Raw genomic sequence first — 25711 nt, 5'->3', positions numbered from 1 at the left:
TCCGGCGGCGGACGATGATCCGCATTTACCCGCTCCCTTGGTGCCTTGGTGTCTTGGTGGTTCCATGCATCTGTTGACGCCGTCACTCACGAGAGAGACCAGCCATGACCGCTTCCGATCCCGTCGTCATCGTTTCCGCCGCCCGCACGCCCATGGGCGGGTTCCAGGGTGACCTGAAGGACATGAGCGCCCCGGACCTGGGCGCCGTCGCCATCAAGGCCGCGCTGGCCGACTCCGGCGTGCCGGCCGAAGACATCGACGAGGTCATCATGGGCCTCGTGCTGCCCGCCGGCCTGGGGCAGGCCCCGGCGCGGCAGGCGTCGCGCTTCGCCGGCATTCCGGATGCCGCCGGCTGCACCACCATCAACAAGATGTGCGGCTCGGGCATGAAGGCGGCCATGTTCGCCCACGATGTCCTCATGGCCGGCACCAACACGGTGATGGTCGCGGGCGGCATGGAGAGCATGACCAACAGCCCCTACATCCTGCCCAAGGCCCGCGGCGGCATGCGCATGGGCCACGGCGAGGTGAAGGACCACATGTTCCTCGACGGCCTGGAAGACGCCTACGACAAGGGCCGCCTGATGGGCACCTTCGCCGAGGACACAGCGCAGCACTACCAGTTCACCCGCGAGAGCATGGACGATTTCGCCATCCGCTCGCTGGAGCGCGCCAAGAAGGCCAACGAGGACGGCACCTTCAAGGCCGAGATCACGCCGGTCACCGTCAAGACCCGCAAGGGCGAGACGGTGGTGGATACCGACGAGCAGCCCTTCAAGGCCAACATCGAGAAGATCCCGAGCCTCAAGCCCGCCTTCCGCAAGGACGGCACGGTGACGGCCGCCAACTCGTCCTCCATCTCCGACGGCGCCGCCGCGCTGGTGCTGATGCGCCGCAGCGAGGCCGAGAAGCGCGGCCTGACGCCGCTGGCGACCATCATCGGCCACGCCACCGACGCGCGTGAGCCCAACTGGTTCACCACCGCCCCCATCGGCTCCATCGAGAAGCTGATGGAGAAGGTGGGCTGGTCCACCAAGGACGTGGACCTGTGGGAAATCAACGAGGCCTTCGCCGTCGTCGCCATGGCCGCCATGCGCGACCTGGACCTGCCGGCGGACAAGGTGAACATCCACGGCGGCGCCTGCGCGCTGGGTCATCCCATCGGCGCGTCGGGTGCGCGAATCCTGGTCACGCTCATCAACGCGCTGAAGAAGACCGGCGGCAGGAAGGGCGTCGCCAGCCTTTGCATCGGCGGCGGCGAAGCCACCGCCGTGGCGCTGGAGCTGGCCTCCTAAGCGCATCGTCAAGTCCCCTTGGCGCCTCTGATTCCGCCGGATCGGCGGCGCCGTGAAGCTCCCCCAGCGCGCGTGCGCGCCTTTCCGCCCGTCTCTCCCTGTGGCGGACACCTTGGGGACCGGCTTGCCAGCGGCGGGCCGGTCCCCCATTCTCCCCGCCGGGAAATGTGGACTAAAAGGAAAGGAGGAGGACCATGCCGACCGTCGTCATAACCGGCGCCAACCGCGGCATCGGACTTGAATTCGCGCGGCAGTACGCCGCCGACGGCTGGCGCGTCATCGCCACCTGCCGGTCGCCGGAGAAGGCTCCGGCCGAACTGACAGGTGCCGATGGCGTGGAGGTGCGCGGGCTGGACGTGGCCGATTTCGCGGGTGTCGAGGCCTTCGGCAAGGCCGTGGCCGACACGCCCGTCGACCTGTTCATCAACAACGCGGGCGTCTACGGCAAGCGCGGCGCGCAAGCGTTCGGCGCCATCGACGCCGACGCCTGGATGGAGGTTCTGAAGGTCAACACCATCGCGCCGGTGAAGATGGTGGAGGCCCTGCTGCCGGCCCTGCAGAAGGCCGACGGCGCCAAGATCGCGATCCTGTCGAGCAAGGTGGGATCGGTGGCCGACAACGGCTCGGGCGGCAACTATGCCTACCGCACCTCCAAGGCGGCGGTGAACATGGTGGGCAAGAACCTGGCGCTGGAGTTGGGCGACATTCCGGTGCTGCTGCTGCACCCCGGCTGGGTGCGCACCGACATGGGCGGGCCCAACGGCCTGATCGACACGGCCGAGAGCGTCAGCGGCCTGCGCAAGGTCATCGGCGACGCGGGCCCCGACCAGTCGGGCCACTTCTACGACTACGCCGGCAAGGAGATACCGTGGTGAGCAGCCAGACACCGATCGATCGTCTCGTGGCCGGCTTCCGCGGTTTCCACGCCCTGTACTACGAACAGCGCCCCGAGCGCATTCGCGACCTGGTGGAGGTGGGGCAGAAGCCCAAGATCCTGATGATCGCGTGCTCCGACAGCCGCGTCGACCCGGCCATCGTCACCAATGCCGAGCCCGGCGAGCTGTTCATCGTGCGCAACGTCGCCAACCTGGTGCCGCCCTACATGCCCGACGGCAACTACCACAGCACCAGTGCGGCGCTGGAGTTCGCGGTGCGCGACCTGAAGGTGGAGCACATCGTGGTGCTGGGGCATTCGCGCTGCGGCGGCATTCGCGCCTTTATGGATGCCAGCTCCGGGCGCTCCAGCGAGCGGGAATTCATCGGGCCCTGGGTGTCCATCTGCCACTGCGCCGGCGGCAAGACCGACAGCGACGAGGTGGAGCGCGGCGCCATCAAGGGCTCCATCAACAACCTCATGACCTTCCCGTGGGTGCGGGAGCGGGTCGAGGCCGGGACCCTGTCCCTGCACGGCTGGTGGTTCAAGATCGAGACCGGCAACCTGTGGGAACTCGACGAGGAAACCGGCGAGTACGAACAGCGCGTGTAAGCCCCGCAGGCTTGCGCACGCCACCTGAACCAACAAGTCCCGCCAACGGGGCACGGCTCAAGTCTTTGGAGGACGGCCACCATGGAACATGATGCGCAGCGGCTGATCGTCGACACGGCCCGCAACTTCGCCCGCAACGAACTGGCCCCCCATTCCGAGGAGTGGGACCGCAAGCACCAGTTCCCCGCCGATGCGGTCAAGCAGATGGGCGAGCTGGGCTTCATGGGCATGCTCGTGCCGGAAGAGTGGGGCGGGGTCGGCGCCGACAACGTCACCTACGCCATGGCCCTGGAGGAAATCGCCGTCGGCAACGGCGCGGTCTCCACCATCATGAGCGTGCACAACTCCGTCGGCTGCATGCCGATCCTGAAGTTCGGCACGGACGAGCAGAAGCAGCGGTTCCTCACCCCCATGGCCGAGGGCCGCATGATCGGCGCCTTCTGCCTGACCGAGCCGCAGGCCGGGTCCGACGCCGCCGCGCTCAAGACCCGCGCGGTGAAGGACGGCGACCACTGGGTGCTGAACGGCGCCAAGCAGTTCATCACGTCCGGCAAGCACGGCCATGTCGCCATCGTCTTCGCCGTGACCGACCCGTCCAAGGGCAAGAAGGGCATTTCGGCCTTCATCGTCCCCACCGACACGCCGGGTTACGAGGTCGTGCGCGTGGAGGACAAGCTGGGCCAGCATGCCTCCGACACCTGCTCCATCGCCTTTACCGACTGCCGCATTCCGACCGACCTGATGCTGGGCAAGGAAGGCGACGGCTACAAGATCGCCCTGTCGAACCTGGAGGGCGGGCGCATCGGCATCGCGTCGCAGTCCGTCGGCATGGCCCGCGCGGCCTACGAGGCGGCGCGCGACTACGCCCGCGAGCGCAAGAGCTTCGGCACCGAGATCATCAACCACCAGGCGGTCGCCTTCCGGCTGGCCGAGATGAAGACCAAGATCAACGCCGCGCGCGGCCTGGTCCACGCCGCCGCCGCCAAGCGCGACGCCGGCGAGCCCTGCCTGGAGGAAGCCTGCATGGCCAAGCTGTTCGCCTCCGAGGCGGCGGAAGAGGTCTGCTCGGCGGCCATCCAGACGCTGGGCGGCTACGGCTACCTGGCCGACTACCCGGTGGAGCGCATCTACCGCGACGTCCGCGTCTGCCAGATCTACGAAGGCACCAGCGACGTGCAGAAGATGGTCATCGCCCGCGCCATCGCCAACGAAGACTAAGCCGCTCATTACAAAGACAAAAAAGAGCGTTCCGGCCACCAGGGAGGCATTCGCGTCATGAGCAAGGGTCCCATCGAGTTCTATTACGATTTCTCCTCGCCCTACGGCTACATCGGGGCCATGCGCATCGAGGACATCGCCGCCGCCCATGACCGGGAGATACTCTGGCGGCCGATCCTGCTGGGCGTCATCTTCAAGGCGACCAACAGCGCGCCGCTGATGCACGTGCCGCTGAAAGGCGAGTACTCCAAGCACGACTTCGCCCGCACGGCGCGGTACTACAACGTGCCCTACAAGCTGCCGTCCAAGTTCCCCATCGCCAGCCAAGCGCCGGCGCGCGGGCACTACTGGCTGGAGGAACAGGACAAGGGCCTTGCCAAGCGGTTCTCGCTGGCCGTCTTCAACGCCTATTTCGTCGAGGACAAGGACGTCTCCAGCCCCGAGGTCGCGGCCGACATCGCCCATGCGCTGGGCGTCGACCGGGCGGCCTTTCTGGAGGCCATCCAGGCGCCCGAGATCAAGCAGCGCCTGAAGGACGAGACGCAAGCCGCCGTCGACAAGGGTGTGTGCGGCAGCCCGTTCTTCATCGTCGACGGCGAGCCGTTCTGGGGCTCCGACCGCCTGCCCATGCTGTCGGCCTGGCTGGAGCGCGGCGGATGGTGATGAAGAAGGGCGCCATGCAGCTTGTCGAGGAGGCCGAGGCGGAAATCAGCACGCTCTCCCCGGCCGAGGCGCACGCCATGATGGACGATCCGGACGTCCAGCTTGTCGACATCCGCGACGTGCGCGAGCTGGACCGCAAGGGCATGATTCCCGGCGCCCTGCACGCGCCGCGCGGGATGCTCGAATTCTGGGTCGATCCGGAAAGCCCCTACCACAAGCCCGCCTTCGCCACCGGCCAGACCTTCGTGCTGTATTGCGCGGGCGGCCTGCGCTCGGCCTTGGCGGCCAAGACACTGCAGGACATGGGCCTTGCGCCCGTGGCCCACATCGGCGGCGGCTTCGCCGCGTGGCAAGAGGCACAACTGCCCACCGCGCCGCGCCCGTCGTCGTCCCCGTCATCCCACCCTTCGTCCAAGAAGACCGGCTGAGGTTCCCCACCCCATGACCGTCCTGAAAAGCGCTCTCAATCCTCGTTCCGACGAGTTCCGCGCCAACGCCGCCCACATGGAAAGCCTCGTCAGCGACCTGCGCGACGTGGTCTCCCGCGTCAAGCAGGGCGGCGGCGAGAAGGCCCGCGACAAGCACGTCTCGCGCGGCAAGCTGCTGCCGCGCGACCGCGTCCGCACCCTGCTGGACGTCGGCTCGCCGTTCCTCGAATTCAGCCAGCTCGCCGCCTACAAGATGTACGGCGAGGACGAGGTGCCCGCCGCCGGTGTCATCACCGGCATCGGCCGCGTCTCGGGCGTCGAATGCGTCATCGTCGCCAACGACGCCACCGTCAAGGGCGGCACCTACTACCCCATGACGGTCAAGAAGCACCTGCGCGCGCAGGAGATCGCCAAGGAAAACCGGCTGCCCTGCATCTACCTGGTGGACAGTGGCGGCGCCTTCCTGCCCAAGCAGGACGAGGTCTTCCCCGACAAGGAGCACTTCGGCCGCATCTTCTACAACCAGGCCAGCATGTCGGCCATGGGCATCCCGCAGATCGCGGTGGTGATGGGCTCGTGCACCGCCGGCGGCGCCTACGTGCCCGCCATGTCGGACGAGAGCATCATCGTGCGCAACCAGGGCACCATCTTCCTCGGCGGCCCGCCGCTGGTGAAGGCGGCGACCGGCGAGGAAGTCTCGGCCGAGGACCTGGGCGGCGCCGATGTGCACTGCAAGATCTCCGGCGTCACCGACCACTACGCCATGGACGACACCCACGCCCTGCACATGGCGCGCCGGGTGGTCGCCAACCTCAACCGCCGCAAGCAGGTGGCGCTGGACGTGGTCGCGCCGGAAGAGCCGCTGTACGACCCGCGCGAAATCTACGGCGTCATCCCCAAGGACACCCGCAAACCCTGGGACGTGCGCGAGGTCATCATGCGCCTTGTGGACGGCTCGCGCTTCGATGAGTTCAAGGCCAACTACGGCACCTCGCTGGTCACCGGCTTCGCCCGCATCTTCGGCTACCCGGTCGGGATCGTGGCGAACAACGGCATCCTGTTCTCCGAGAGCGCACTGAAGGGCGCGCACTTCGTGGAACTGTGCAGCCAGCGCGGCATTCCGCTGGTGTTCCTGCAGAACATCACGGGCTTCATGGTCGGCCGCAAGTACGAGAACGGCGGCATCGCCAAGGACGGCGCCAAGATGGTGACGGCGGTGTCCTGCGCCCAGGTGCCCAAGTTCACCGTGCTGATCGGCGGCAGCTTCGGTGCCGGCAACTACGGCATGTGCGGCCGTGCGTACAGCCCGCGCCTCATGTGGATGTGGCCCAACTCCCGCATCTCCGTCATGGGCGGGGAGCAGGCGGCCGGCGTGCTCGCGACCGTGCGCCGCGACGGCATGGAGGCGCGCGGCAAGCAATGGTCGGCGGAGGAGGAAGAAGCCTTCAAGCAGCCCATCCGAGAGCAGTACGAGCACCAGGGCCACCCCTACTACGCCAGCGCGCGCCTGTGGGACGACGGCATCCTCGACCCGGCGGACACCCGCATGTCGCTCGGCCTGGGGCTGTCGGCGTCGCTGAACGCGCCGATCCCCAAGACCGACTTCGGCATCTTCCGGATGTAAGGTGAGGACGCGCAACGATGACAAATGATGACACGCTCCTGATCGAGCGCGACGACCGCGGCGTCGCCACCATCACCATGAACAAGCCCGAGAAGCACAACGCCTTCGACGACGTGCTGATCGGCCGCATCAAGGCGGCGTTCGAGGAAGTGGGCGCCGATCCGTCGGTGCGCGTGGTGGTGCTGGCGGGCAGCGGCCCCAGCTTCTCCGCCGGCGCGGACCTCAACTGGATGAAGCGCATGGCCGGCTACTCGCGCGACGAAAACGTGGAAGACGCCATGGGCCTGGGCGCCATGTGCCAGGCCATCGACAAGTGCCCCAAGCCGGTGATCGCGCTGGTCCAGGGCGCGACCTTCGGCGGCGGCGTCGGCCTGGTGGCCGCCTGCGACATCGCGGTGGGCACCACGCACGCCAAGTTCATGCTGAGCGAGGTCAAGCTGGGCCTCATCCCGGCGGTGATTTCGCCCTACGTGGTCCGCGCCATGGGCGCCCGCGCCGCCCGCCGCTACTTCCTGACGGCGGAGCGGATCGAGGCGCAGGAAGCCTACCGCCTGGGCCTGCTGCACGAGGTGGTGGAGGACGAGACGGACCTGCACAACGCCTGCGACCGTCTGGTGACGGTGCTGCTGGCGAATGGTCCGCGCGCCATGGCCGAGAGCAAGGCCCTGGTCGACGCCGTGGCCGACCGCACCATTGACGACACCGTCATCCGCGACACCGCCGAACGCATCGCCGACACCCGCGCCTCCGACGAAGGCCGCGAGGGCGTGACGGCGTTCCTTGAAAAGCGCAAGCCCACCTGGACCGACGGTCAGGCATAAGGGCAGAGGGAGACCGAAACGTGTTCTCGAAAATCCTCATCGCCAACCGCGGCGAGATCGCCTGCCGCGTCATCAAGACCGCCAAGCGCCTAGGCGTGAAGACCGTCGCGGTCTACTCGGAAGCCGACGTGGAGGCCATGCACGTCCACATGGCCGACGAGGCGTACTGCATCGGCCCGGCCGCCGCCGCCGAAAGCTACCTGCGCGGCGACAAGATCCTCGCCGTCTGCGAGGCGTCCGGCGCCGAGGCCGTCCACCCCGGCTACGGCTTCCTGTCGGAAAACGCCGAATTCGCCGAGGCCTGCAAGGCGAACGACATCGTCTTCATCGGCCCGCCGACCAACGCCATCATCTCCATGGGGTCGAAGTCCGAGTCCAAGCGGATCATGGAAGCCGCCGGCGTGCCGCTGGTGCCCGGCTACCACGGCGCCGACCAGGACCTTGAGCTTCTGCGCTCCGAGGCCGAGCGCATCGGCTACCCCGTGCTGGTCAAGGCGTCGGCCGGCGGCGGCGGCAAGGGGATGCGTGTCGTCCGCGAGGCGTCCGAGTTCGACGCCGCCGTGGCCGGTGCCCGCCGCGAGGCCAAGGCGGCCTTCGGCGACGACCACCTGCTGATCGAGAAGTTCCTGGATCATCCGCGCCACGTGGAAATGCAGGTCTTCGGCGACACCCACGGCAACTACGTCCACCTCTATGAGCGCGACTGCTCCCTGCAGCGCCGCCACCAGAAGGTGATCGAGGAAGCCCCGGCTCCGGCGCTGCCCGACGACGTGCGCGCCAAGCTGCACGACGCCGCCGTCGCCGCCGCTCGCGCGGTGGATTACGTGGGTGCCGGCACGGTGGAATTCCTCTACCAGGACGAGGCGTTCTATTTCATCGAGATGAACACCCGCCTTCAGGTGGAGCATCCGGTGACGGAAATGGTCACCGGCCTGGACCTGGTGGAATGGCAGCTGCGTGTCGCGGCCGGCGAGCCCATCCCGCTGTCGCAGGACCAGATTTCGGTGAAGGGCCATGCCTTCGAGGCGCGCCTGTATGCCGAGGACCCGCAGCGCGACTTCCTGCCCGCCACCGGCACGCTGGGCCACCTGCGCCCGCCGGTGGAGGAGGGCGGCGTGCGCGTCGATACCGGCGTGCGCGAGGGCGATGCCGTCTCCATCCACTACGACCCGATGATCGCCAAGCTGATCGTCTGGGACCACGACCGCCTGTCGGCGCTGCGCAAGCTCAAGGGCGCGCTGGAGCGGTATCAGGTGGTGGGCGTGGCGACCAACAACGCCTTCCTCACCGCCTGCGCCAGCCACGAGGCGTTCGAGAACCTGGAGCTGTCGACCAACTTCATCGACCGCCACCGCGACGAACTGATCCCAGAGGCCAAGCCGGCCGACGACCGCATCCTGGCGATCGCGGCGCTGGAGGTGCTGTCGACCCGCGATGCCGAGTCGCAGGCTTTCGCGCTGGCGTCCGGCGACCCGTACTCGCCCTGGCACGGCACCACCGGCTGGCGGATGAACGACGAGGGCCACGTGGACCTGCGCTTCATCGACGGCGAGGCGGAGCATGTGGTGGTGGTCCACTACACCCGCGACGGCTACGAGCTGGAGCTGTCGGAGGGCCGCGTGCCGGCGCGGGTCTCGCGCGATGACCACGGCGACCTGCTCATCGACCTGGCCGGCGTGCGCCAGCGGGCGACGGTGGTGCGCCTGGGCGATGAGCTTGTCATCATGCACGAGGGCCGCCAGCACCGCCTGACGGTGTTCGATCCCGCCGCCGCTGCCGGGGAGCAGGAAGGTGCGGGCGGCGCGCTCACCGCGCCCATGCCGGGCAAGGTGATCGACGTTTCGGTCAAGGAGGGTGACAAGGTTTCCAAGGGCCAGGCGCTTGTCGTGCTTGAAGCCATGAAGATGGAGCATACAATCACCGCGCCCGCCGACGGCACGGTGGCGGCGGTTCACTACGGTCCCGGCGACCAGGTGGCCGACGGCGCCGAGTTGCTGGTGATCGAGCGGGACGAGTAGGGCCGGCCAAGGCCCGCGTCGTGGGGGCGCGGGCTCGACCGGCCGATCAACCGGAGGGGAAGAGCCCGTGACCACCGCGACCATCGATGCCCTGATGCTGGAATACGCCTGGACGGTCCACGATTTCCAGCACCTGGCGCACAGCCTGTCGCTGCTGACGGCGGCCATCAACGCCGACGAGTTCGAGGAGCGGAATTTCTATTCCGACGTCGAGGCGCTGACCATGGCTGCCGCCGAAAGCCGCGGCCACCGCGCGCTGCTGGAGCAGTTGACGGCCGACGACAAGGCGGTGCTCAAGCGGTTGAAGGGGGCGCGCGATCGGCTGGTCTACAGCTTCTTCGTCGACCACCGCATCGACCGCGACAACGCCGACGTGGTCGCCCGCGAGGCCCGCGAAAAGCTCCACACCCTGCGCGCCGACATCAAGGAGGGCCGCAAGGTCCTGGACCGCGCCTACGCCATCCTGGCCGAGGTCGGCGAGGAGGATTGACGGGGCGGCGGTCGCGCGCGATATCATTGATATCACCGCCGTGTTGAAGGAGAGAGTTCATGCCCTCGATGACCGTTCGGGACCTTCCCGAGGATGTGTTGCGGCGGCTTGACCAGCGAGCGGCGGCGGCTGGACGCTCCCGCGAAAAGGAAGTGCGCGCGATCCTGACCGAGTCGGTCAGTACGGATGAGGCGTGGGACCGTTTCGATGCGGCTGCCGCCATGATCCGCCGCAAGCTGGATCAGCGGGTTCTGTCCAGCAGCGTGGATGATCTGGCGGACGCCCGGCGAGAACGGGACGGTGACGCGTGACGCTGATCGTCGTCGATGCGTCCGTGGCCGTCAAATGGGTGGTGACGGAGGAGCCGGTTGAGGAAACGGCCGCTGCTCGTTTGTTGACGCGGCGGGCTCGGCTTGCCGCCCCCCGTCTTCTTGACGCCGAGCTGGGGAATATTCTGTGGCGCAAACGGCGCAAGGGCGAGTTGACCGCAGACGAGGCCGAGGAAGCCGCAATCGTTCTGGAAAATGCGCCGCTTGAGCGCGGCGCCGAAGCCGGGCTTTGGCTGCGGGCGCTCGCCCTTGCGGCGGAGATGGATCACCCTGTCTATGACTGCGTGTATGTCGCGCTGGCCGAGCGCCTTCAGGCGGCCTTCGTAGTGACCGCCGACCGCCGCTTCGCGCAACGCTTCGCTAGTGGGTCCGCGCCGCATACCGAGGGCGCGCCTCTCGTCATCATGGTGGGTGATGCCGGGGCGCGTCTCGATGCCCTTCAAGAATAAACAGAGGACACGTTCATGACCCTGCCCAAGGCCGTGAAGATGGTGGAGATGGGGCCGCGCGACGGCCTGCAGAACGAGCCGACCCCGGTGCCGCCCGAGGTCAAGGCCAGGCTCATCGACATGCTGGCCGACGCCGGGCTGACGGCCATCGAGGCGGGCTCCTTCGTCAGCCCCAAGTGGGTGCCGCAGATGGCCGGGACGGCGGAGGTCTTAAGCCTCATCCACCGCAAGCCGGGCGTCAGCTATCCGGTGCTGGTGCCCAACCTGAAGGGCATGGAGGCCGCCGAGGCCGCCGAGGGCGTGCACGAAATCGCTGTGTTCGGCGCGGCGTCGGAAAGCTTCTCGAAGAAGAACATCAACTGCTCCATCGCCGAGAGCCTGGACCGCTTCAAGCCCGTCGCCGAGCGCGCGCTGGCGAATGGCTGGAAGGTGCGGGGCTATGTCTCCTGCGTGCTCGGCTGCCCCTACGAGGGGGAAATCGCGCCGGAAAAGGTCGCCGAGGTCGCCGCGGCGCTGCTGACCATGGGCTGCTACGAGATCAGCCTGGGCGACACCATCGGCACCGGCACGCCCGCCAAGGCGCAGGCCATGGTCGATGCCGTGGCGGCCAAGGTGCCGGTGGAAAAGCTGGCGGCCCACTTCCACGACACCTACGGCCAGGCGCTGGCGAACATCTACGCCGTGCTGGAGCGCGGCGTGGCGGTGGTCGACAGCTCGGTCTCTGGCCTGGGCGGCTGCCCCTATGCCAAGGGGGCTTCGGGCAACGTCGCCAGCGAGGACGTGCTGTACATGCTCAACGGCCTGGGCATCGAGACGGGCGTCGACCTGGAAAAGCTGATGGCCGCCGGCGCCTACATCGGCGAGCACCTGAACCGCCCGTCGGGCTCCAAGGTCGCCCGCGCCAAGGCGGCGTGAGGTCAGGGCGGTTGCGGGTGGCATGACGGGTCCCGCCGCGTCCATCGCCCGCATCGGCGCGATTCTCCTCGGCCTCGCGCTGGCGGCCGTTCCCGCGCTCGCATGGCCCGCCTTGCCGCCGGAAGCCGTTCGCCCTCTCGGCGTGCTGGTCCTGGCCGGCGCGCTGTGGGCGAGCCCGTGGCGCTCGGCCACGCCCGCCGCCGCCCGGCCGTGGCTGCTGGGCACGCTGGCCGTCGCCGCCGCGCCCCTCCCCCTGCAGCAAGAGGTCGTCACGTCCACCGCGCTGTGGCTGGTGGCCGGCGGACTGGTGATCGGCGTCGCGGTGAAGGCCACCGGCCTGGGCGAGCGGCTGGCGCGCGGGCTGGTCAGCCGCATCGGCGGGTCCTACGGCGCGCTCATCGGCGGCATCATGGTGGTGGGGCTGGTGCTGGCCTTCGTCATGCCGTCGAGCATGGGGCGCGTGGTTCTGCTGACCCCCATCGTGCTCAGCCTGGCGGCGGCGCTCGGCTACCGCCACGGCACGCGCGGCTATGACGGGCTGATTCTGGCGACGGGGCTGGTGTGCATCGTGCCCGCCATGGCAATCCTGCCCGCGACCGTGCCCAACGTGGTCATGCTGGGCGCAGCGGAAGCCCAGTTCGGCGAGACCCTGCGGTTCTTCACCTTTCTCAAGGCGCAGTTCCCCGGAACCGGCCTCGCCCGGGCGGTGGTGATCGCGCTGGTCGTCTGGGCGCTTTATCGCCAGCGCCCGGCGCGCGAGCCCGAGGCCGCCCGCCCCGGGCCCATGAGCCGGCGGGAGCGGCGCCTCGCGGTCATCCTGGCCGCGGCACTGGGCCTCTGGGCGACCGACAGCCTCCACCACATCTCGCCGGCCTGGATCGCCGTCGGCGCCGCCGTCCTCTGTTTCCTGCCGCCGAACCCCATCCTGCCGCTCAAGGGCCTGCACCGGAAGGTGAACGTCAAGGCGCTCATCATGGTCGCCGCCCTGGTGGGGCTGGGGGCCGGCGTGGCGCAGAGCGGCATGGCCGCCGGCCTGGGCGGCTGGGCGGCGGAGACCCTGCCGCTGGACCCCGGCCAGCCGGGGTGGCTGAACGCGCTGGTGATCGGCGGCCTTGCCATGGTGGCGTCGGTGGCGGTGACCACGCCCGGCGTGGCGGCGGTGGTCACGCCCGCCGCCGGGCGCCTGGCGGATGCCTCGGGCCTGCCGCTCGACACCGTGCTGATGGCCGAGGTCATGGGCTACGCCACGGCGCTTCTGCCCTACCAGGTGCCGCCGCTGCTGGTCGCCATGAGCATGGCCGGCGTGCCTTTCCGCCAGGGCGTGCGGGCGAGCCTGGCCGTCGCCTGTGCCTCGGTGCTGGTGGCGTGGCCGGTGACGCTTCTGTGGTGGGTGTGGCTCGGCCTGCTGTGATTCGCGGCATTGCACCATGCGCTTCGACGTTAGTATGATCATGCTTCGCATCCTCAGGATGCAGGTCGAGGGGGAGGGGTCATGATCGGTTTCGACGGCGGGCAGTTGAAGGTCCTGCTGGTGGAGGACAACGAGCACTTCCGCCGCCTGATCCGCACGGTGCTTCAGGCCCTGGGCATCACGGATGTCCGCGAGGAAGCGGACGGCGGCGCCGGTCTTGCCGCGCTGGCGGCATACCCGGCGGATCTGGTCATCGTCGACTACCGGATGACCCCCATGGACGGGCTGGAGTTCACCCGCCGCCTGCGCCGCGAGCCGGGGCGGGCCAATCCATACGTCCCCGTACTGATGGTCACGGGCTACACCGAGCCCAAGCTGGTGGCGCAGGCGCGCGACGCCGGCGTGAACGAGTTCCTGGCGAAACCCATCTCGGCGAAGATGCTGCTGTCGCGCATCGTCCAGGTGTTGCAGACGCCGCGCGCCTTCGTCTCGGCGTCCGACTACTTCGGCCCTGACCGCCGCCGGCGCCAGACGCCCATCGCCCACCCGGAACGCCGCCGCTGCGACGAGGCGTGAAGGGCGCGAAATTGTGCAGTGCGGTGATCCCGCTTCATTCTTCGGGCGTATAATTACCGCTTTCCGCACGCTTCTTTTTCGCGGTATACAGGCAGGACATCCGCTGCCGGCGGGATGGCGACGGAACTTGGTCCGGCGAAGGTACTGTGCATGTCTGGCTACAATCTGGAGCGTTTGAACTTCCTCGTCGTCGACGACAACAAGCATATGCGCGCGTTGGTCAAGACGATCCTGCACGCCTTGGGCTCGAAAAACGTGCACGAGGCTGCCGACGGGGCGGACGCCTTCAAGGAACTGCGGCACTTTCCGGCGGATATCATCATCTGCGACTGGAACATGTCGCCGCTGGACGGGCTTGACTTCGTCCGGCTGGTGCGCACGGGCAAGGACAGCCCCAATCCCTTCGTCCCCATCATCATGCTGACCGGCCACACGGAAATGCACCGCGTGATCGAGGCGCGCGACGCCGGCGTGCATGAATTCCTGGCCAAGCCCATCTCCGCCAAGGGCCTGTTCTCGCGCATCCGCTCGATCATCGAGCGCCCGCGCCCCTTCATCCGCGCCGGCCTGTACTTCGGCCCCGACCGCCGCCGCCGCCAGATCGACTGGAAGGGCCCGGAGCGCCGCAAGTCCGGCGCCGGCAACGCCCAGGTGGCCGAGGACGAGGGCGGGCTGAGCCAGGCCGAGGTCGAGGCGCTGCTGAACGGCTGACGCCGGGCATGGCGCGCCGCAACCGTGGCTTTCCCCGGCCGCCGCTTACGGTTAGGATGAACGGATTACGCCCTCCGATCATATCCCGGAGGTCCTATCCGAAGCGCCCAGCCAGGGAGCCGTTCGCATGAGCAGTGAGCAGCCCGAGTTCATCCAGCCGCCCGACACCCTGAAGGACAAGGTGGACGTCACCGCCGGGGGCGTCGATCTGGACGCGCTGGAAAAGGCCGAGGCGCTGATTGCCGGCCTGCAGGGCGATTACCTGTCGTGGGTGGAGGGCGACCTGGAAAAGCTCCAGGAGTTCTACAAGGCCGCCGAGGCCGCCGAACCCGCCGACCGGCGCGAAAAGCTGCGCGACGTCTTTTCCGTCGCCCACGACGTCAAGGGCCAGGGCGGCAGCTTCAACTACCACCTCATGACCACCATCGGAAACCAGCTCTGCCGTTTCATCGAAAAGCTGCCCGAACAGGTCAGCAGGGGCCAGATGGAGGTGGTGAAGGTCCACATCGACGCCCTGCGCCTGGTCATCGCCCAGCGCCTGGAGGGCGACGGCGGCCGCGCCGGCAGCAACCTGGTGCGCGGCCTGGATGCCGTCATCAACAAGGTGAAACCGGCGGAGGAAGGCTGAGCCCTCTCCGCCGTTCTTCGTTCAGAACCGCCCGGCGCGGTAGTCTTCCACGGCCTGCATCAACTGCTCTCGCGTGGTCATGACGAAGGGGCCGTACTTGGCGATGGGCTCCTTCAGTGGTTTGGCCGCCACCACCAGCAGTCGCGCCCCGTCCGGGCCGCCGACGGCGCGCAGGGACCCTTCCCCTTCCTCGACCACCGCGACGCGCCCCTCGGGCACCATCTCCGCAGACTCGCCCGGCCCCAGGGCCACCGTGCCGGAAAACGGCAGGACGAAGCCGGCATGGCCGTCGGGCAGGGGCAGGTCTACCGGTGCGTTTTCCTCCAGCGTCACGTCGGCGATGAAGGGCCGCGTCGCGCGCTCGGGTGCCGGGCCGGCGGCCTCGCCCCAGGTGCCGGCGATCAGCTTGACGGAAACCCCCGGCGCGGGCTCGACCGCCGCCAGCCGGTCCGCCGGGATGTCGGCGTACCATGGCTCGCGCATCTTCTCGTCGGCCGGCAGGTTCAGCCAGAGTTGAAAGCCGAACAGCAGGCCGTCGGTCTGCTCGGGCATCTCGGAATGCTCGATGCCCCGCCCGGCGGTCATCCACTGCACGCCGCCGTCGACGATCAGGCCCTCGCCGCCGTGGTTGTCGCGGTGGCGCATGCGGCCCTGGACCATGTAGGTCACCGTCTCGAATCCCCGGTGCGGATGCGGCGGGAAGCCGGCGATGTAGGCCTTGGGGTCGTCGCTGCGGATGCGGTCGAGCATCAGGATGGGATCGATGACGTCCAGTTTCGGCTGGCCGATCATGCGGGTCAGCTTGACGCCGGCGCCGTCCTGGGCCGGCATGCCGTCGACGACGCGGGCAACGGAGCGGCCGCTGGGCATGGTGCTGGTGGACATGGCTGCGCTCTCCATGGAGTGAACTGTTTCCTGATGCGCAAGATGGCGCGGCGGCCCCGCCGGTTAAAGCGCCTTCGCGGAAACAGTCTGTCGCCCCATCAGCGGTCAGCCGGACGCTCAGCAGGGGCCGGGCAGCACCGATCCGATGCGGCGCCCGGCGGCGTCCACGGCGGCGGCGGGAGGACCGCAGGCGGCGGGCGCCTCGATCCCGGCCGGCGCGAAGACGGGGCCTTCCGGGCCGTAGTCGTCGGGCAGCCGGTCGAGGCGGGAGACGCCCATGCCCTGGTCGGGCGCCACGCATTCCCAGCGGGTGCCGTCGGGGCCGCGCAGGTGGACGCCGACCTGCCCCTTGGCGACGGGCCAGGCCTGCACGGCGACGGCTTCCGGCTCGCTCGCCGCCGCCAGGCAGGCGGTGACGGCGGGCAGGAACTCGGGCAGCCAGGCCGTCCACACCCAGCCCTCGGGCGGCGTGTCGTAGACGGGCGGCGGGGCAGGGTTGTCCAGGCGGGCGGCCAGCCGCGCGCCGTATTCCTCGCCGCGTCCGCTGTCGAAGCCCGGCGGCTGGTGGCCGCACGACGACGCCAGCGCGCCGAGGCCGAGGCCGAGCAGCGCGGCGATGGGCAGCGACAGGCGCCGCGTCAGGAGGCGGGGGAGGGGCATGAAGGGCGCGCGGTCCTTACACTCGGCTCAACCGCCGGTGGCTTCCTTGGGGGCGGGCAGGGCGACCCAGTCCGGCAGATCGACCCTGAGCGTTGCGGCACCCGCCGAAAGCGGCGCCTCAAGGTGCTCCAGCCGCACCAGCGCCAGCGCGTGGCCCTCGACGGCGGAACGCACGGTACCGGCCTCCTTGCCCTCGGGCGTGAGCAGCGGCGTGCCGGCGGCGGGCGTCGGCCCTTCGGTGACGGTCAGGGGGACGAGGCGCTTCTTCGCCAGGCCCCGGTACTTCATGCGGGCAGTCAGCTCCTGGCCGACGTAGCAGCCCTTCTTGAAGTCGACGCCATGCAACTCGTCGAAGCCCGACTCGAGCGCCGTACCCTTTTCCACCTCGATGTCGCGGCTTCCGTCGGGCAGGCCGAGCGCGATGCGATGGGCGTCCCAGCGGGTGAACTCGGCGGCGGTGAAGCCGGCGTCCTCCAGCAGCGGTCCGGCCTTTTCGGTGGGCACCAGCACGCGAACGCCGGCGCCGGGCAGACGCGGATCAGTGAAGGCCAGCCCCTCGCCGCCAGCGAAGGGCATGGCGGCGCCGGGGTTGTTTTCGGGCAGGCCGAGGCGCGACTCGGCGCCCGGCCCGAACACCGCGGCGACCTCCCAGCCCTCGGCGACGGCCAGTTTCACCTTGGCGCGCAGCTTGTACTTGGACAGGCGGGCCTTCAAATCCTCCAGCCGTGCCTGCTCGCCCTCCAGATAAAGCGTCTCGCCCATCTCCACGGCGAACACGTCGTGCAGGAACTTGCCCTGCGGGGTGAGCAGCGCCGCCCACACCGCGCGGTCGGGGGCGACGGCGGTGATGTCGTTGGTGAGCATGCCCTGCAGGAAGGTCTTGCGATCCTCCCCGGCGACCGCCAGCAGGCCGCGGTGTTCCAGGATGGTGTAGAAGGCGTCGGCCATGGACCCCGTCCTCTGCCTTGAAAAATCAACGTGTCCAGAAGGTGGCGCGCCGGCGCGCGCTTGGCAAGTCCGCTTGGCAGATGGGGGTTGGCGCCCTATAACGGACGGCGCGCCCCATAAGCCGGAATCCCATGAAGATCTGCCTTTTCGACGACTCCGTCCCCTTCGATGCCTGGACCCCTGGCCGCCGCCCGCTCGGCGGGGCGGAAAAGGCCTTCGCGCTGCTGCCGGGGCCTCTGTCCGCGCAGGGGCACGAGGTGCACGTCTACAATCAGTGCAAGTACTCCATGCCCATCGAGGGCGCCCGCTGGCACTCCCCAGACGGCCCCCGCCCGGTGGATGCCGAGGCGCTGATCGCGTTCCGCAAGCCGACCCTGCTGGAGGCGCTTCGCACCCCGCGACGGCGCATCCTGTGGGCGACGGCGGCGCCGGAATACCTGGACAAGAAGGCCGCGCGCCAGTTCCTGGCAGACCGCGAGGCGGAACTTGTCTTCGTGTCCGAGGCGCAAGCCGCCCGTTACCAGGGCGACCGGGCGGCGACGGTGATCCGCCCCGGCGTGGCCAAGGCCTACCTGCGCGAGGAACTGGCCCGCGACGCAGACGCCCCGCCCCGCGCGGTGGTGACCACGCACCCGAGCCACGGCCTCGACTGGCTCATCGATCTCTGGATCAACGAGGTCCGCCCCAAGGTGCCCGACGCGGAACTGGACATCTACTCCGCCAGCCTGGACCGCGCCATGCAGGACCCCGAAAGCGCGCCCGACGCGCTGGAGCCGCTGGTGGCCCGCTGCATGGCCGGCCGTCAGCACGGCGTGGCGGTGCTGGCGCCGCTGGGCGACGAAGGCATGGCGAAGGCCTATGCCGATGCCCGCGTGCATCTGTACCCCGGCCATCCCGACGACATGGCCTGCTGGACGCTCGCCGACAGCCAGGCCGCCGGCTGCCCCGCCATCGCGCGCGGCTTCCCAGCGGTGGCGGAGCGCGTGGACACCGGCCAGACCGGATATCTGGTGCCCGATGCGGCTGCCTTCGCCAACGTGGCGGTCGAGCTTCTGACCAACGACGCCGTGCGCGACTCCTTGGGCGAGGCCGCCCGCGCCGCGCACCGCCGCCGCCCGTGGAGCGCTGCGGCGGCCGACTTCCACACGCTGCTGACCGGCGGAGCCTGATCCCATGGAGACCCTGCGCGTCCTGCAAGCCATGGCCGGCGCCGAGAACGGCGGGGCGGAGCTGTTCTTCGAACGCCTCGTCACCGCGCTCCACCGCGCCGGCGTGCAGCAGCACGTGGTGCTGCGCGAGAACGGCGTCCGCACGGAAAAGCTGCGCGAGGCCGGCCTGCGCCCGGTGGAACTGCCCTTCGGCGGGCGGCTCGACCTGAAGACCGGGCGCGGCCTGAAGAAGGAGATCGCCCGGTTCCAGCCGCACGTGGTGCTGAGTTGGATGAACCGTGCGACACGTTTCGTGCCCAAGGACGGCCCCTTCGTCAAATGCGCGCGGCTGGGCGGCTACTACGACCTGAAATACTACCGCCACTGCGACCACCTGATCGGCAACACGCCCGACATCGTCGACTATCTGGTCAAGCAGGGCTGGCCGGAGGAGCGGGCGCATTACCTGCCCAACTTCGTCAACGAGGAACAGGCGGCCGAGCCGGCCTCGCGCAAGGCCAACTACACGCCGGGATCGGTGCCGCTGGTGTTCGCGCTGGGGCGGCTGCACGTCAACAAGGGCTTCGACACCCTGTTGCGGGCCATCGCCCGGCTGCCCGACGTGTATCTGTGGATCGCCGGCGACGGGCCGGAGCGCCAGGCGCTGGACGACCTGGCGCACGAACTGGGCGTGAAGCCGCGGGTGCGCTTCCTGGGCTGGCGCGAGGACGTGGCCGCCCTGCATGCCGCCGCCGACCTGTTCGTCTGCCCGTCCCGCCACGAGCCGCTGGGCAACGTGGTGATCGAGGCCTGGGCGCACGACCGCCCGGTGGTGGCGACGGCCAGCCAGGGGCCGTCCATGCTGATCCGCGACGGCGAGAACGGCCTGCTGACGCCGGTCGACGAGCACATTCCCCTGGCCGACGCCATCAAGCGGGCCCTGCGCGACGAGGCCCTGCGCGACCGTCTGGCCGCGGCGGGGCGGGCGGATTACGAGGCCGCGTTCACCGAGGAAAAGGTGGTCGCCCAGTATCGCGCCTTCTTCGCCCGCGTGGTGGCGGAGAAGTTCCCCGAGGCGGCGGAGTAGCGCCCCGATGTGCGGCATCGCCGGCGCCATGACCCGCGACGGCAGCGCCGTCGAACCCGCCCTGCTCAACCGCATGGCCGACGCCCTGGCGCATCGCGGGCCGGACGGGTCGGGCGTGCATCTGGCGGGCGACGTGGGGCTGGCGCACGCGCGGCTGGCGATCATCGACCTCGACGGCGGCGACCAGCCGCTGTTCGGGCCCGACGACGCCCTGGCGCTTGTCGCTAACGGGGAAATCTACAACTACCGCGAACTGCGCGCCGACCTGGCCGGAGAGGTGTTTCGCACGGGGTCGGACTGCGAGCCGCCGCTGGCGCTCTACCGCCGGCGCGGACTGGCCTTCACCGACGTGCTGCGCGGCATGTACGCCATCGCCCTGCACGACCCGGCGGAAAAGCGCCTGGTTCTGGCGCGCGATCCCTTCGGCATCAAGCCGCTGTACTACGCCGAGACCGAGACCCTGTTCGCCTTCGCCAGCGAGCCGGCCGTGCTGATTGCGGCCGGCATCGTGCCCGCGCGGGTGAACGACGCGAAGCGCGACGAGCTGTTCGGCCTGCAGTTCACCACCGGCGCGGACACCGCTTTCCAGGGCATCCGCCGCGTCCTGCCCGGCGAGACGCTGGTGGTGGAGGCCGGGCGCATCACCGAAAAGCGCCGACTCAACGCCCTGCCGCCGCCGGACACCAGGCCGGCGGCGCGCGACGGGGCGGCGGCGGTCAAGCTGTTCGACCGCCTGTTCGCCGAAAGCGTCGACCTGCACCAGCGCGCCGACGTGCCCTATGGCATGTTCCTGTCGGGCGGCGTGGACAGTTCCGCGGTGCTGGCGATGATGGCGCGGCTCAATCCCGATCCGGTGCTGGCCTTCACCGCCGGCTTTCCCGGCTCCGGCGCCCACGACGAGCGGGACCACGCCCGTGCCGTGGCCCGGGCGGCGGGGGCGGAGCATGTGGAGGTCACGGTCACCGAGGAGGACTTCTGGGCCCACCTCCCCGAGATCGCCGCCGCCGTGGATGACCCGTGCGCCGACTACGCCATCGTGCCCACCTGGCTGCTGGCGCGGGAGGCGCGGGCGTCCGTCAAGGTGATCCTGTCGGGCGAGGGCGGCGACGAGTTGTTCGGCGGCTACGGGCGCTACCGCGGCGCCATGCGCCCCTGGCCCTTCACCAAGGCCGTGCGCCGCAAGGGCATGTTCGAGGGGCTGGGCGTCCTGCGGCGCGAGGCCGGCAGCCGCTGGCGCGACGGCTTCGCGGCGGCGGAGGACGCGGCGGCACGGTCGGGCTGGCGCAGCCGCCTGCAACGGGCGCAGGTGCTGGACATGGCCGACTGGCTGCCCCACGACCTGCTGACCAAGCTGGACCGCTGCCTCATGGCGCACGGCATGGAGGGCCGCGTGCCGTTCCTGGACGTGGCGCTGGCCGCCTTCGCCATGCCGCTGCCCGACCGCTTGAAGATGCGCGGCCGGCACGGCAAATGGGTGGTCAAGCAGTGGCTGTCCGAGGCGCTGCCCGTCGCGCAGCCGTTCACGCCCAAGCGCGGCTTCACCGTTCCCGTTGGCGAGTGGATCGCGGCCAAGGGCGCGATGCTCGGTCCCATGGTCGCCGCCCAGCCGGGCGTGGTGGAGGCCGTCGATCCCGAGGCCGCGCGCCATCTGTTCACCAGTTCCGACCGCCGAGCGCGGTTCGCAGCCTGGACGTTGCTTTACTATGCTCTTTGGTATCGTCGCCACGTGCTGGGCCGGCCGCCCGCCGGCGACGTTTTCGAAACCCTGACCACCGCCCCGTGAAGGAGATTGCCGCCGTGGCCGACCGTTACGACCTGATCATTCAGAACGGCACCGTGATGACCCCCTCTGGCGCGGCGGGGGGCGACGTCGGCGTGCGCGACGGCCGCATCGTCGCCATCGGCGCGCTGGGCACCGCCGACGCCGCCGAGGTCGTGGATGCCTCGGGCCTGCACGTGCTGCCGGGCGTCATCGACAGCCAGGTGCACATGCGCGAGCCCGGCCTGGAGTACAAGGAGGACCTTGCGACGGGCTCGCTGGGCGCGGTGAAGGGCGGCGTTACGGCCGTCTTCGAGATGCCCAACACCAACCCGTCGACCACCACGCCCGACGCGATCGCCGACAAGCTGAACCGGGCGCGCGGTCGCATGTGGTGCGACCATGCCTTCTTCATCGGCGCCAGCCCCGAGAACGCCAAGAACCTGGGCGGCTGGGAACTGCTGCCCGGCTGTTCCGGCGTGAAGATCTTCATGGGATCGTCCACCGGCAGCCTGCTGGTGGAGCAGGACGAGATGATCGCCGAGGTGCTCGCCAACGGGCGCCGCCGCGTCGCCGTTCACTGCGAGGACGAGGCCCGCCTGCGCGAGCGCAAGCACTTGGCCGAAGAAGCCGGCCACCCCCGCGCCCACCCCGTCTGGCGCGACGCCGAGACGGCCCTGCGGGCGACCAAGCGCCTGGTCAGGCTGGCCGAGGCCGCCGGCCGCCGCGTCCACACCCTGCACATCACCACCGCCGACGAAATGCGCTTCCTGGCCGAGCACAAGGAGTTGGTGACGGTGGAAGTCCTGCCCCAGCACCTGACGCTGACCGACGAGGCCTATGAACGGATCGGCACCCGCGCCCAGATGAACCCGCCCATCCGCTCCGCCGAGCATCAGGCGGGCCTGTGGTGGGGCATCCAGCAGGGCGTGGTGGACTGCATCGGGTCCGACCATGCGCCGCACACGCTGGAGGAAAAGGCCAAGCCCTATCCGTCCAGCCCGGCCGGCATGACCGGCGTGCAGACGCTGGTGCCCGTCATGCTCAACCACGTGGCCGCGGGGCGCCTGACGCTCCAGCGCTTCGTCGACCTGACCAGCGCCGGCCCGGCCCGCGTGTTCGGCATCGCCGGCAAGGGGCGCATTGCGGTCGGCTACGACGCCGACTTCACCCTGGTCGACCTGAAGGCCGAGCGCGTGATCGAGGACAAGTGGATCGCCGCGCGCTGCGGCTGGACGCCGTTCGACGGCATGAAGGTCACCGGCTGGCCGACCCACACCATCATCCGCGGCCGCGTCGTGATGCGCGAGGACGAGGTTGCCGGCCAGCCCCAGGGCGTGCCCGTCCGCTTCCAGGAAACGATCGGCCAGGACGTGGTGTCCTGAGAGGGCGACGGGACGGGGGCGCATTCAGCCTCCGTCCTCTTGCTCTTACCCCGTGATGCCCCGCAAGACCGGGGCCGGCGCCCCGCACAAGGCCTTCACCGCCAGCCAGCGCTCCCACGACAGCGCCATGGCGCCGCCGGCGGGCACGTCGCGCAGGCGGTCCATGCGGGCGGCGTCGGCGGGATGGCTGCGCAGGTAGAGGGCGGGCCGCCCGTCGCGGTCCGCCCGGCTGTTCAGGACGTCGTGCACGCCAGCCAGTCCGCGTGTGCGCAGGCCGGCGTCGCGGAGGAGCGCGATGGCGGCAGCGTCCGTTTCCGCCAAGTCTGCCGGAGCGGGGCGGGCGCGGGTCAACGCGGCAGAAAGAAGTTCCGGCGCGCTCTGGGCGCCGTCCTGCCACACCGTCACCAGTTCGCCCGGCCGCAGGTGGCCGAGCAGGGTGCGCGTCGGACCGTGCCCGCCGGCATCGGCGATGGCGTGGGCCAATACACCGGCCAGTTCGTCGGGCGTGCGAAGGGTGTCGATCATGCCGCGCGTCAGCAGGATGTGGCCGCCGGGCAGGGCACGCGCCTCCACGGCGGGATCGTCGACCACCGTCACCTCCAGCGCCGGCGCGTCGGGACCGGCGGAGGCTTCCAGCCGGCCGACCAGCGATTCCAGTGCCTCGCGCCCGGCCGGGGCCTCGCAGCGCGACCCGGCGGCGGCGGCCAGCGTCGCACCCCAGGTGAGGCTCCAGTCCGCCGGGACGGACGGCGCCATGCGGGCGGCCACGACCGGCGCGGTGGCGGCGACGGCGGCGTAGAGGCCGATGCCCGCCGTCATCAGGCCGAGCGCCCAGGCCGACGCCCGCAGCGTCCGTTGCAGGCGCGGTGCGGCCGTCAGGCGGCGCCAGTCGGCCAGGCCCGGCGCACGCCGCTTCGGGCGCCGGGCCGCGGCGGCCGCGCGGGCGGCCTTCAGGCGCGGCCGCAGGTCGGTGGCGAGGGCCGGGTCGAAGACGCTGAGTGTGGTCCCGCCCTGGCCCCGGCGCGTCAGGTGGATGGCGCGCGACAGGGCCTCGCCGTCGCGGCCGGGGTCCAGCGCGATCTCGGCATAGGGCCACAGGGCGACCGGCAGCCCCCGGCGATCGCGGATCTCCAGGCGCGTCGGCGCGGGGCGGACCAGGACGTCGCGCGGCCCCTGGCCGTCGCCGTCGTCATAGAGCCCCGGATATGCGGGTGCGGTCGGTGTCGTCGTCACGGCGTTGTTGTAGCGGGGCGCGGGCCTTGCGTAAATGGCGGCGAAGGGCCTGCGTCTGTTATGGTTGCCCCAGCCGATTCATCAGACAAGGGAGGTTGCGTTTCATGAGCCAGTCCAGCGAGTTTCAGGCGCTTGTGCTCGACAAGTCCGACGACGGCAAGGTGGCGTCCACCATCAAGACCCTGTCGGACGCCGATCTGCCGGAAGGCGACGTGGTGGTGCGCGTCAGCCATTCCACCCTGAACTACAAGGACGGCCTGGTGCTGAACGGCCTGGGCGGTCTGGTGCGCACCTATCCGCACGTGCCCGGCATCGACTTCGCCGGGACCGTCGAGCAGTCCTCCCACCCCGACTACAAGGACGGCGACGCCGTGGTGCTGACCGGCTGGCGCGTCGGCGAGGTACACTGGGGCGGCTATGCCCAGAAGGCGCGCGTCAAGGGCGACTGGCTGGTCAAGCTGCCCGACGGGCTGAGCCCGAAGCGGGCCATGGCCATCGGCACCGCCGGCTTCACCGCCATGCTCGCCGTTCTGGCGCTGGAAAAGCATGGCGCGACCACCGGTGGCGGCCCGGTGCTGGTCACCGGTGCGACGGGCGGCGTCGGCTCGGTGGCGACGGCGATCCTGGGCAAGCTGGGCTACGACGTCGACGCGGTGACCGGCAAGGCCGAAAGCGCCGATTATCTGAAAAGCCTGGGGGCCACCAACATCATCTCGCGCGGTGAACTGGCCGAGCCGGTGACCAAGCCGCTGCTGAAGGAGCGGTGGCAGGGCTGCGTCGACGCCGTCGGCGGTCAGATGCTCGCCAATGTGCTGCCGCAGATGATGTACCGCGGCTCCGTCGCCGCCGTCGGCCTGGCGGGCGGCAACAAGCTGGAGACCACCGTGGTGCCGTTCCTGCTGCGCGGCGTGAACCTGCTGGGCATCGACTCGGTCATGTGCCCCAAGGCGGAACGCGAAGAGGCGTGGACCCGCCTGACCTCGGACCTGCCCATGGACAAGCTGGACGCCATGATCCACGACGCCACGCTCAAGGATCTGCCGGACCTGGGGACCAAGATCCTCAAGGGCGGCATGCAGGGCCGCGTCGTGGTCGACGTGAACGCCTGACCGGGCTGATGGGGCGCGCGCATGCCACCGCCGATGGCACGCATCGGCGGTGGCTCGCGTTCAACAGGAGAGACGGACGTTCGAGAGTCAGAGGAGGAAAGACCGCAATGGCCGAAACCGACCAGCTCAAGCAGCGCCTGAACACCCTGGAAACCCGCATCCGCAAGGTAGAGCAGGCGGCGCACCCGGTGGCGCCCAGCGACCACGACGTCGCCAGCCTGCTCCAGGACCTGTGGGGCGAACACGCCCGCGTGCGCCACTACCTGGCCGAGGACGGCGAGGCACCGGAGCCCGAAGGCCCCCGCCTGGCCTCCCACGCGGACGCCCACGACAGCATGAACGAGATGGAAAAGCTGCTGGCCCAGGCCGAAGCGCTGCATACCGAGAAGTGAGGACGTGTCCGTGACCCGGTACATCCGCCGCCGGCCGGCGCGG

General features: G+C 69.8%; 27 protein-coding genes. 23 read left to right on the top strand and 4 right to left on the bottom strand.

Features of this window, described 5'->3' with window-relative positions; genetic code table 11:
- Nucleotides 1–104: 104 nt before the first annotated feature.
- The 17 genes from C882_RS05520 (at nucleotide 105) to C882_RS22970 (ending at nucleotide 15062) form a co-directional block, all read left to right on the top strand.
- Nucleotides 105–1295 (top strand): acetyl-CoA C-acyltransferase, encoded by a 1191-nt coding sequence (locus tag C882_RS05520; protein ID WP_009539577.1) that lies wholly within the window; start codon nucleotides 105–107, stop codon nucleotides 1293–1295.
- A 194-nt stretch (nucleotides 1296–1489) separates the two neighbouring features.
- Nucleotides 1490–2170: an SDR family oxidoreductase gene (locus C882_RS05515; protein ID WP_009539576.1), complete on the top strand. Its 681-nt coding sequence runs from the start codon at nucleotides 1490–1492 to the stop codon at nucleotides 2168–2170.
- Nucleotides 2167–2781 (top strand): carbonic anhydrase, encoded by a 615-nt coding sequence (locus C882_RS05510; protein WP_009539575.1) that lies wholly within the window; start codon nucleotides 2167–2169, stop codon nucleotides 2779–2781. The genes C882_RS05515 and C882_RS05510 overlap by 4 nt, the downstream gene beginning before the upstream one ends.
- An 81-nt stretch (nucleotides 2782–2862) precedes the next feature.
- Nucleotides 2863–3999: an acyl-CoA dehydrogenase family protein gene (locus tag C882_RS05505; protein WP_009539574.1), complete on the top strand. Its 1137-nt coding sequence runs from the start codon at nucleotides 2863–2865 to the stop codon at nucleotides 3997–3999.
- A 57-nt stretch (nucleotides 4000–4056) separates the two neighbouring features.
- On the top strand, nucleotides 4057–4662 hold the full coding sequence (locus C882_RS05500; protein ID WP_009539573.1) for a 2-hydroxychromene-2-carboxylate isomerase: 606 nt from the start codon (nucleotides 4057–4059) through the stop codon (nucleotides 4660–4662).
- Complete coding sequence (locus tag C882_RS05495) at nucleotides 4656–5090, top strand: rhodanese-like domain-containing protein (RefSeq protein ID WP_009539572.1); 435 nt, start codon at nucleotides 4656–4658, stop codon at nucleotides 5088–5090. The genes C882_RS05500 and C882_RS05495 overlap by 7 nt, the downstream gene beginning before the upstream one ends.
- A 13-nt stretch (nucleotides 5091–5103) precedes the next feature.
- Entirely contained in the window at nucleotides 5104–6714 is a 1611-nt protein-coding gene (locus tag C882_RS05490) for a carboxyl transferase domain-containing protein (protein ID WP_009539571.1), read from the top strand.
- Between the two features lie 17 nt (nucleotides 6715–6731).
- The gene (locus tag C882_RS05485; RefSeq protein WP_009539570.1) at nucleotides 6732–7535 is read left to right on the top strand and encodes an enoyl-CoA hydratase/isomerase family protein; all 804 of its coding nucleotides are present in this window, start codon (nucleotides 6732–6734) and stop codon (nucleotides 7533–7535) included.
- A 20-nt stretch (nucleotides 7536–7555) separates the two neighbouring features.
- Nucleotides 7556–9553, top strand: a complete 1998-nt coding sequence (locus tag C882_RS05480; RefSeq protein WP_009539569.1) for an acetyl/propionyl/methylcrotonyl-CoA carboxylase subunit alpha — start codon at nucleotides 7556–7558, stop codon at nucleotides 9551–9553.
- A 67-nt stretch (nucleotides 9554–9620) separates the two neighbouring features.
- Nucleotides 9621–10043, top strand: a complete 423-nt coding sequence (locus C882_RS05475; RefSeq protein WP_009539568.1) for a hypothetical protein — start codon at nucleotides 9621–9623, stop codon at nucleotides 10041–10043.
- A 59-nt stretch (nucleotides 10044–10102) separates the two neighbouring features.
- The gene (locus C882_RS05470) at nucleotides 10103–10354 is read left to right on the top strand and encodes a FitA-like ribbon-helix-helix domain-containing protein (protein ID WP_009539567.1); all 252 of its coding nucleotides are present in this window, start codon (nucleotides 10103–10105) and stop codon (nucleotides 10352–10354) included.
- A complete protein-coding gene (locus C882_RS05465) occupies nucleotides 10351–10821 on the top strand; it encodes a type II toxin-antitoxin system VapC family toxin (RefSeq protein ID WP_009539566.1) in 471 nt (156 codons plus the stop codon). The genes C882_RS05470 and C882_RS05465 overlap by 4 nt, the downstream gene beginning before the upstream one ends.
- 15 nt (nucleotides 10822–10836) lie before the next feature.
- Nucleotides 10837–11736, top strand: coding sequence for a hydroxymethylglutaryl-CoA lyase (locus tag C882_RS05460; RefSeq protein ID WP_009539565.1), 900 nt, complete (start codon nucleotides 10837–10839; stop codon nucleotides 11734–11736).
- Between the two features lie 22 nt (nucleotides 11737–11758).
- A complete protein-coding gene (locus tag C882_RS05455) occupies nucleotides 11759–13147 on the top strand; it encodes an SLC13 family permease (protein ID WP_009539564.1) in 1389 nt (462 codons plus the stop codon).
- Nucleotides 13148–13228: 81 nt separating this feature from the next.
- Nucleotides 13229–13723: a response regulator gene (locus tag C882_RS05450; RefSeq protein ID WP_009539563.1), complete on the top strand. Its 495-nt coding sequence runs from the start codon at nucleotides 13229–13231 to the stop codon at nucleotides 13721–13723.
- A gap of 150 nt (nucleotides 13724–13873) precedes the next feature.
- Complete coding sequence (locus tag C882_RS05445; protein ID WP_009539562.1) at nucleotides 13874–14434, top strand: response regulator; 561 nt, start codon at nucleotides 13874–13876, stop codon at nucleotides 14432–14434.
- 127 nt (nucleotides 14435–14561) lie between these two features.
- The gene (locus tag C882_RS22970; protein WP_009539561.1) at nucleotides 14562–15062 is read left to right on the top strand and encodes a phosphorelay protein; all 501 of its coding nucleotides are present in this window, start codon (nucleotides 14562–14564) and stop codon (nucleotides 15060–15062) included.
- 21 nt (nucleotides 15063–15083) lie between these two features.
- On the opposite strand, the gene C882_RS05435 is transcribed toward C882_RS22970, so the two are convergent.
- The 3 genes from C882_RS05435 to ygfZ form a co-directional block, all read right to left on the bottom strand.
- Nucleotides 15084–15947 carry a pirin family protein gene (locus C882_RS05435; protein ID WP_009539560.1) on the bottom strand — a complete coding sequence of 288 codons (864 nt, stop codon included), beginning with the start codon at nucleotides 15945–15947 and terminating at the stop codon, nucleotides 15084–15086.
- A gap of 117 nt (nucleotides 15948–16064) precedes the next feature.
- Nucleotides 16065–16607 (bottom strand): hypothetical protein, encoded by a 543-nt coding sequence (locus tag C882_RS05430; RefSeq protein WP_009539559.1) that lies wholly within the window; start codon nucleotides 16605–16607, stop codon nucleotides 16065–16067.
- Nucleotides 16608–16634: 27 nt separating this feature from the next.
- Nucleotides 16635–17555, bottom strand: a complete 921-nt coding sequence (gene ygfZ / locus C882_RS05425; RefSeq protein ID WP_009539558.1) for a CAF17-like 4Fe-4S cluster assembly/insertion protein YgfZ — start codon at nucleotides 17553–17555, stop codon at nucleotides 16635–16637.
- A 131-nt stretch (nucleotides 17556–17686) separates the two neighbouring features.
- Between ygfZ and C882_RS05420 the strand changes: the two genes are divergently transcribed.
- Genes C882_RS05420 through C882_RS05405 form a run of 4 tightly spaced genes read left to right on the top strand, consistent with a single transcriptional unit; the run spans nucleotide 17687 to nucleotide 22934 of the window.
- The gene (locus C882_RS05420; RefSeq protein WP_009539557.1) at nucleotides 17687–18724 is read left to right on the top strand and encodes a glycosyltransferase; all 1038 of its coding nucleotides are present in this window, start codon (nucleotides 17687–17689) and stop codon (nucleotides 18722–18724) included.
- 4 nt (nucleotides 18725–18728) lie between these two features.
- Nucleotides 18729–19790 carry a glycosyltransferase gene (locus tag C882_RS05415; RefSeq protein ID WP_009539556.1) on the top strand — a complete coding sequence of 354 codons (1062 nt, stop codon included), beginning with the start codon at nucleotides 18729–18731 and terminating at the stop codon, nucleotides 19788–19790.
- Between the two features lie 7 nt (nucleotides 19791–19797).
- Complete coding sequence (gene asnB / locus C882_RS05410) at nucleotides 19798–21573, top strand: asparagine synthase (glutamine-hydrolyzing) (RefSeq protein WP_009539555.1); 1776 nt, start codon at nucleotides 19798–19800, stop codon at nucleotides 21571–21573.
- Nucleotides 21574–21587: 14 nt separating this feature from the next.
- Entirely contained in the window at nucleotides 21588–22934 is a 1347-nt protein-coding gene (locus C882_RS05405) for a dihydroorotase (RefSeq protein ID WP_009539554.1), read from the top strand.
- A 45-nt stretch (nucleotides 22935–22979) separates the two neighbouring features.
- On the opposite strand, the gene C882_RS05400 is transcribed toward C882_RS05405, so the two are convergent.
- On the bottom strand, nucleotides 22980–24167 hold the full coding sequence (locus C882_RS05400) for a M48 family metallopeptidase (RefSeq protein ID WP_009539553.1): 1188 nt from the start codon (nucleotides 24165–24167) through the stop codon (nucleotides 22980–22982).
- A gap of 104 nt (nucleotides 24168–24271) precedes the next feature.
- Here C882_RS05400 and acuI point away from each other — a divergent pair, with 104 nt between their 5' ends.
- Nucleotides 24272–25276, top strand: a complete 1005-nt coding sequence (gene acuI, locus C882_RS05395; RefSeq protein WP_009539552.1) for an acrylyl-CoA reductase (NADPH) — start codon at nucleotides 24272–24274, stop codon at nucleotides 25274–25276.
- A 107-nt stretch (nucleotides 25277–25383) separates the two neighbouring features.
- Nucleotides 25384–25668, top strand: a complete 285-nt coding sequence (locus C882_RS05390; RefSeq protein ID WP_009539551.1) for a hypothetical protein — start codon at nucleotides 25384–25386, stop codon at nucleotides 25666–25668.
- The last annotated feature ends 43 nt before the right edge of the window (nucleotides 25669–25711 follow it).

It is taken from the genome of Caenispirillum salinarum AK4 (assembly GCF_000315795.1).
GTDB classification, from domain to species: domain Bacteria; phylum Pseudomonadota; class Alphaproteobacteria; order Rhodospirillales; family Rhodospirillaceae; genus Caenispirillum; species Caenispirillum salinarum.
This window is presented reverse-complemented; position numbering and strand designations above follow the sequence as displayed.

Coding starts and splice junctions, on each gene's coding strand:
- C882_RS05435 (WP_009539560.1), bottom strand. CDS start 15,947: ATGTCCACCAGCACCATGCCCAGCGGCCGCTCCGTTGCCCGCGTCGTC.
- C882_RS05420 (WP_009539557.1), top strand. CDS start 17,687: ATGAAGATCTGCCTTTTCGACGACTCCGTCCCCTTCGATGCCTGGACC.
- C882_RS05515 (WP_009539576.1), top strand. CDS start 1,490: ATGCCGACCGTCGTCATAACCGGCGCCAACCGCGGCATCGGACTTGAA.
- asnB (WP_009539555.1), top strand. CDS start 19,798: ATGTGCGGCATCGCCGGCGCCATGACCCGCGACGGCAGCGCCGTCGAA.
- C882_RS05445 (WP_009539562.1), top strand. CDS start 13,874: ATGTCTGGCTACAATCTGGAGCGTTTGAACTTCCTCGTCGTCGACGAC.
- C882_RS05520 (WP_009539577.1), top strand. CDS start 105: ATGACCGCTTCCGATCCCGTCGTCATCGTTTCCGCCGCCCGCACGCCC.
- C882_RS05495 (WP_009539572.1), top strand. CDS start 4,656: ATGGTGATGAAGAAGGGCGCCATGCAGCTTGTCGAGGAGGCCGAGGCG.
- C882_RS05470 (WP_009539567.1), top strand. CDS start 10,103: ATGCCCTCGATGACCGTTCGGGACCTTCCCGAGGATGTGTTGCGGCGG.
- C882_RS05490 (WP_009539571.1), top strand. CDS start 5,104: ATGACCGTCCTGAAAAGCGCTCTCAATCCTCGTTCCGACGAGTTCCGC.
- C882_RS05415 (WP_009539556.1), top strand. CDS start 18,729: ATGGAGACCCTGCGCGTCCTGCAAGCCATGGCCGGCGCCGAGAACGGC.
- acuI (WP_009539552.1), top strand. CDS start 24,272: ATGAGCCAGTCCAGCGAGTTTCAGGCGCTTGTGCTCGACAAGTCCGAC.
- C882_RS05505 (WP_009539574.1), top strand. CDS start 2,863: ATGGAACATGATGCGCAGCGGCTGATCGTCGACACGGCCCGCAACTTC.
- C882_RS05455 (WP_009539564.1), top strand. CDS start 11,759: ATGACGGGTCCCGCCGCGTCCATCGCCCGCATCGGCGCGATTCTCCTC.
- ygfZ (WP_009539558.1), bottom strand. CDS start 17,555: ATGGCCGACGCCTTCTACACCATCCTGGAACACCGCGGCCTGCTGGCG.
- C882_RS05460 (WP_009539565.1), top strand. CDS start 10,837: ATGACCCTGCCCAAGGCCGTGAAGATGGTGGAGATGGGGCCGCGCGAC.
- C882_RS05500 (WP_009539573.1), top strand. CDS start 4,057: ATGAGCAAGGGTCCCATCGAGTTCTATTACGATTTCTCCTCGCCCTAC.
- C882_RS22970 (WP_009539561.1), top strand. CDS start 14,562: ATGAGCAGTGAGCAGCCCGAGTTCATCCAGCCGCCCGACACCCTGAAG.
- C882_RS05450 (WP_009539563.1), top strand. CDS start 13,229: ATGATCGGTTTCGACGGCGGGCAGTTGAAGGTCCTGCTGGTGGAGGAC.
- C882_RS05430 (WP_009539559.1), bottom strand. CDS start 16,607: ATGCCCCTCCCCCGCCTCCTGACGCGGCGCCTGTCGCTGCCCATCGCC.
- C882_RS05390 (WP_009539551.1), top strand. CDS start 25,384: ATGGCCGAAACCGACCAGCTCAAGCAGCGCCTGAACACCCTGGAAACC.
- C882_RS05485 (WP_009539570.1), top strand. CDS start 6,732: ATGACAAATGATGACACGCTCCTGATCGAGCGCGACGACCGCGGCGTC.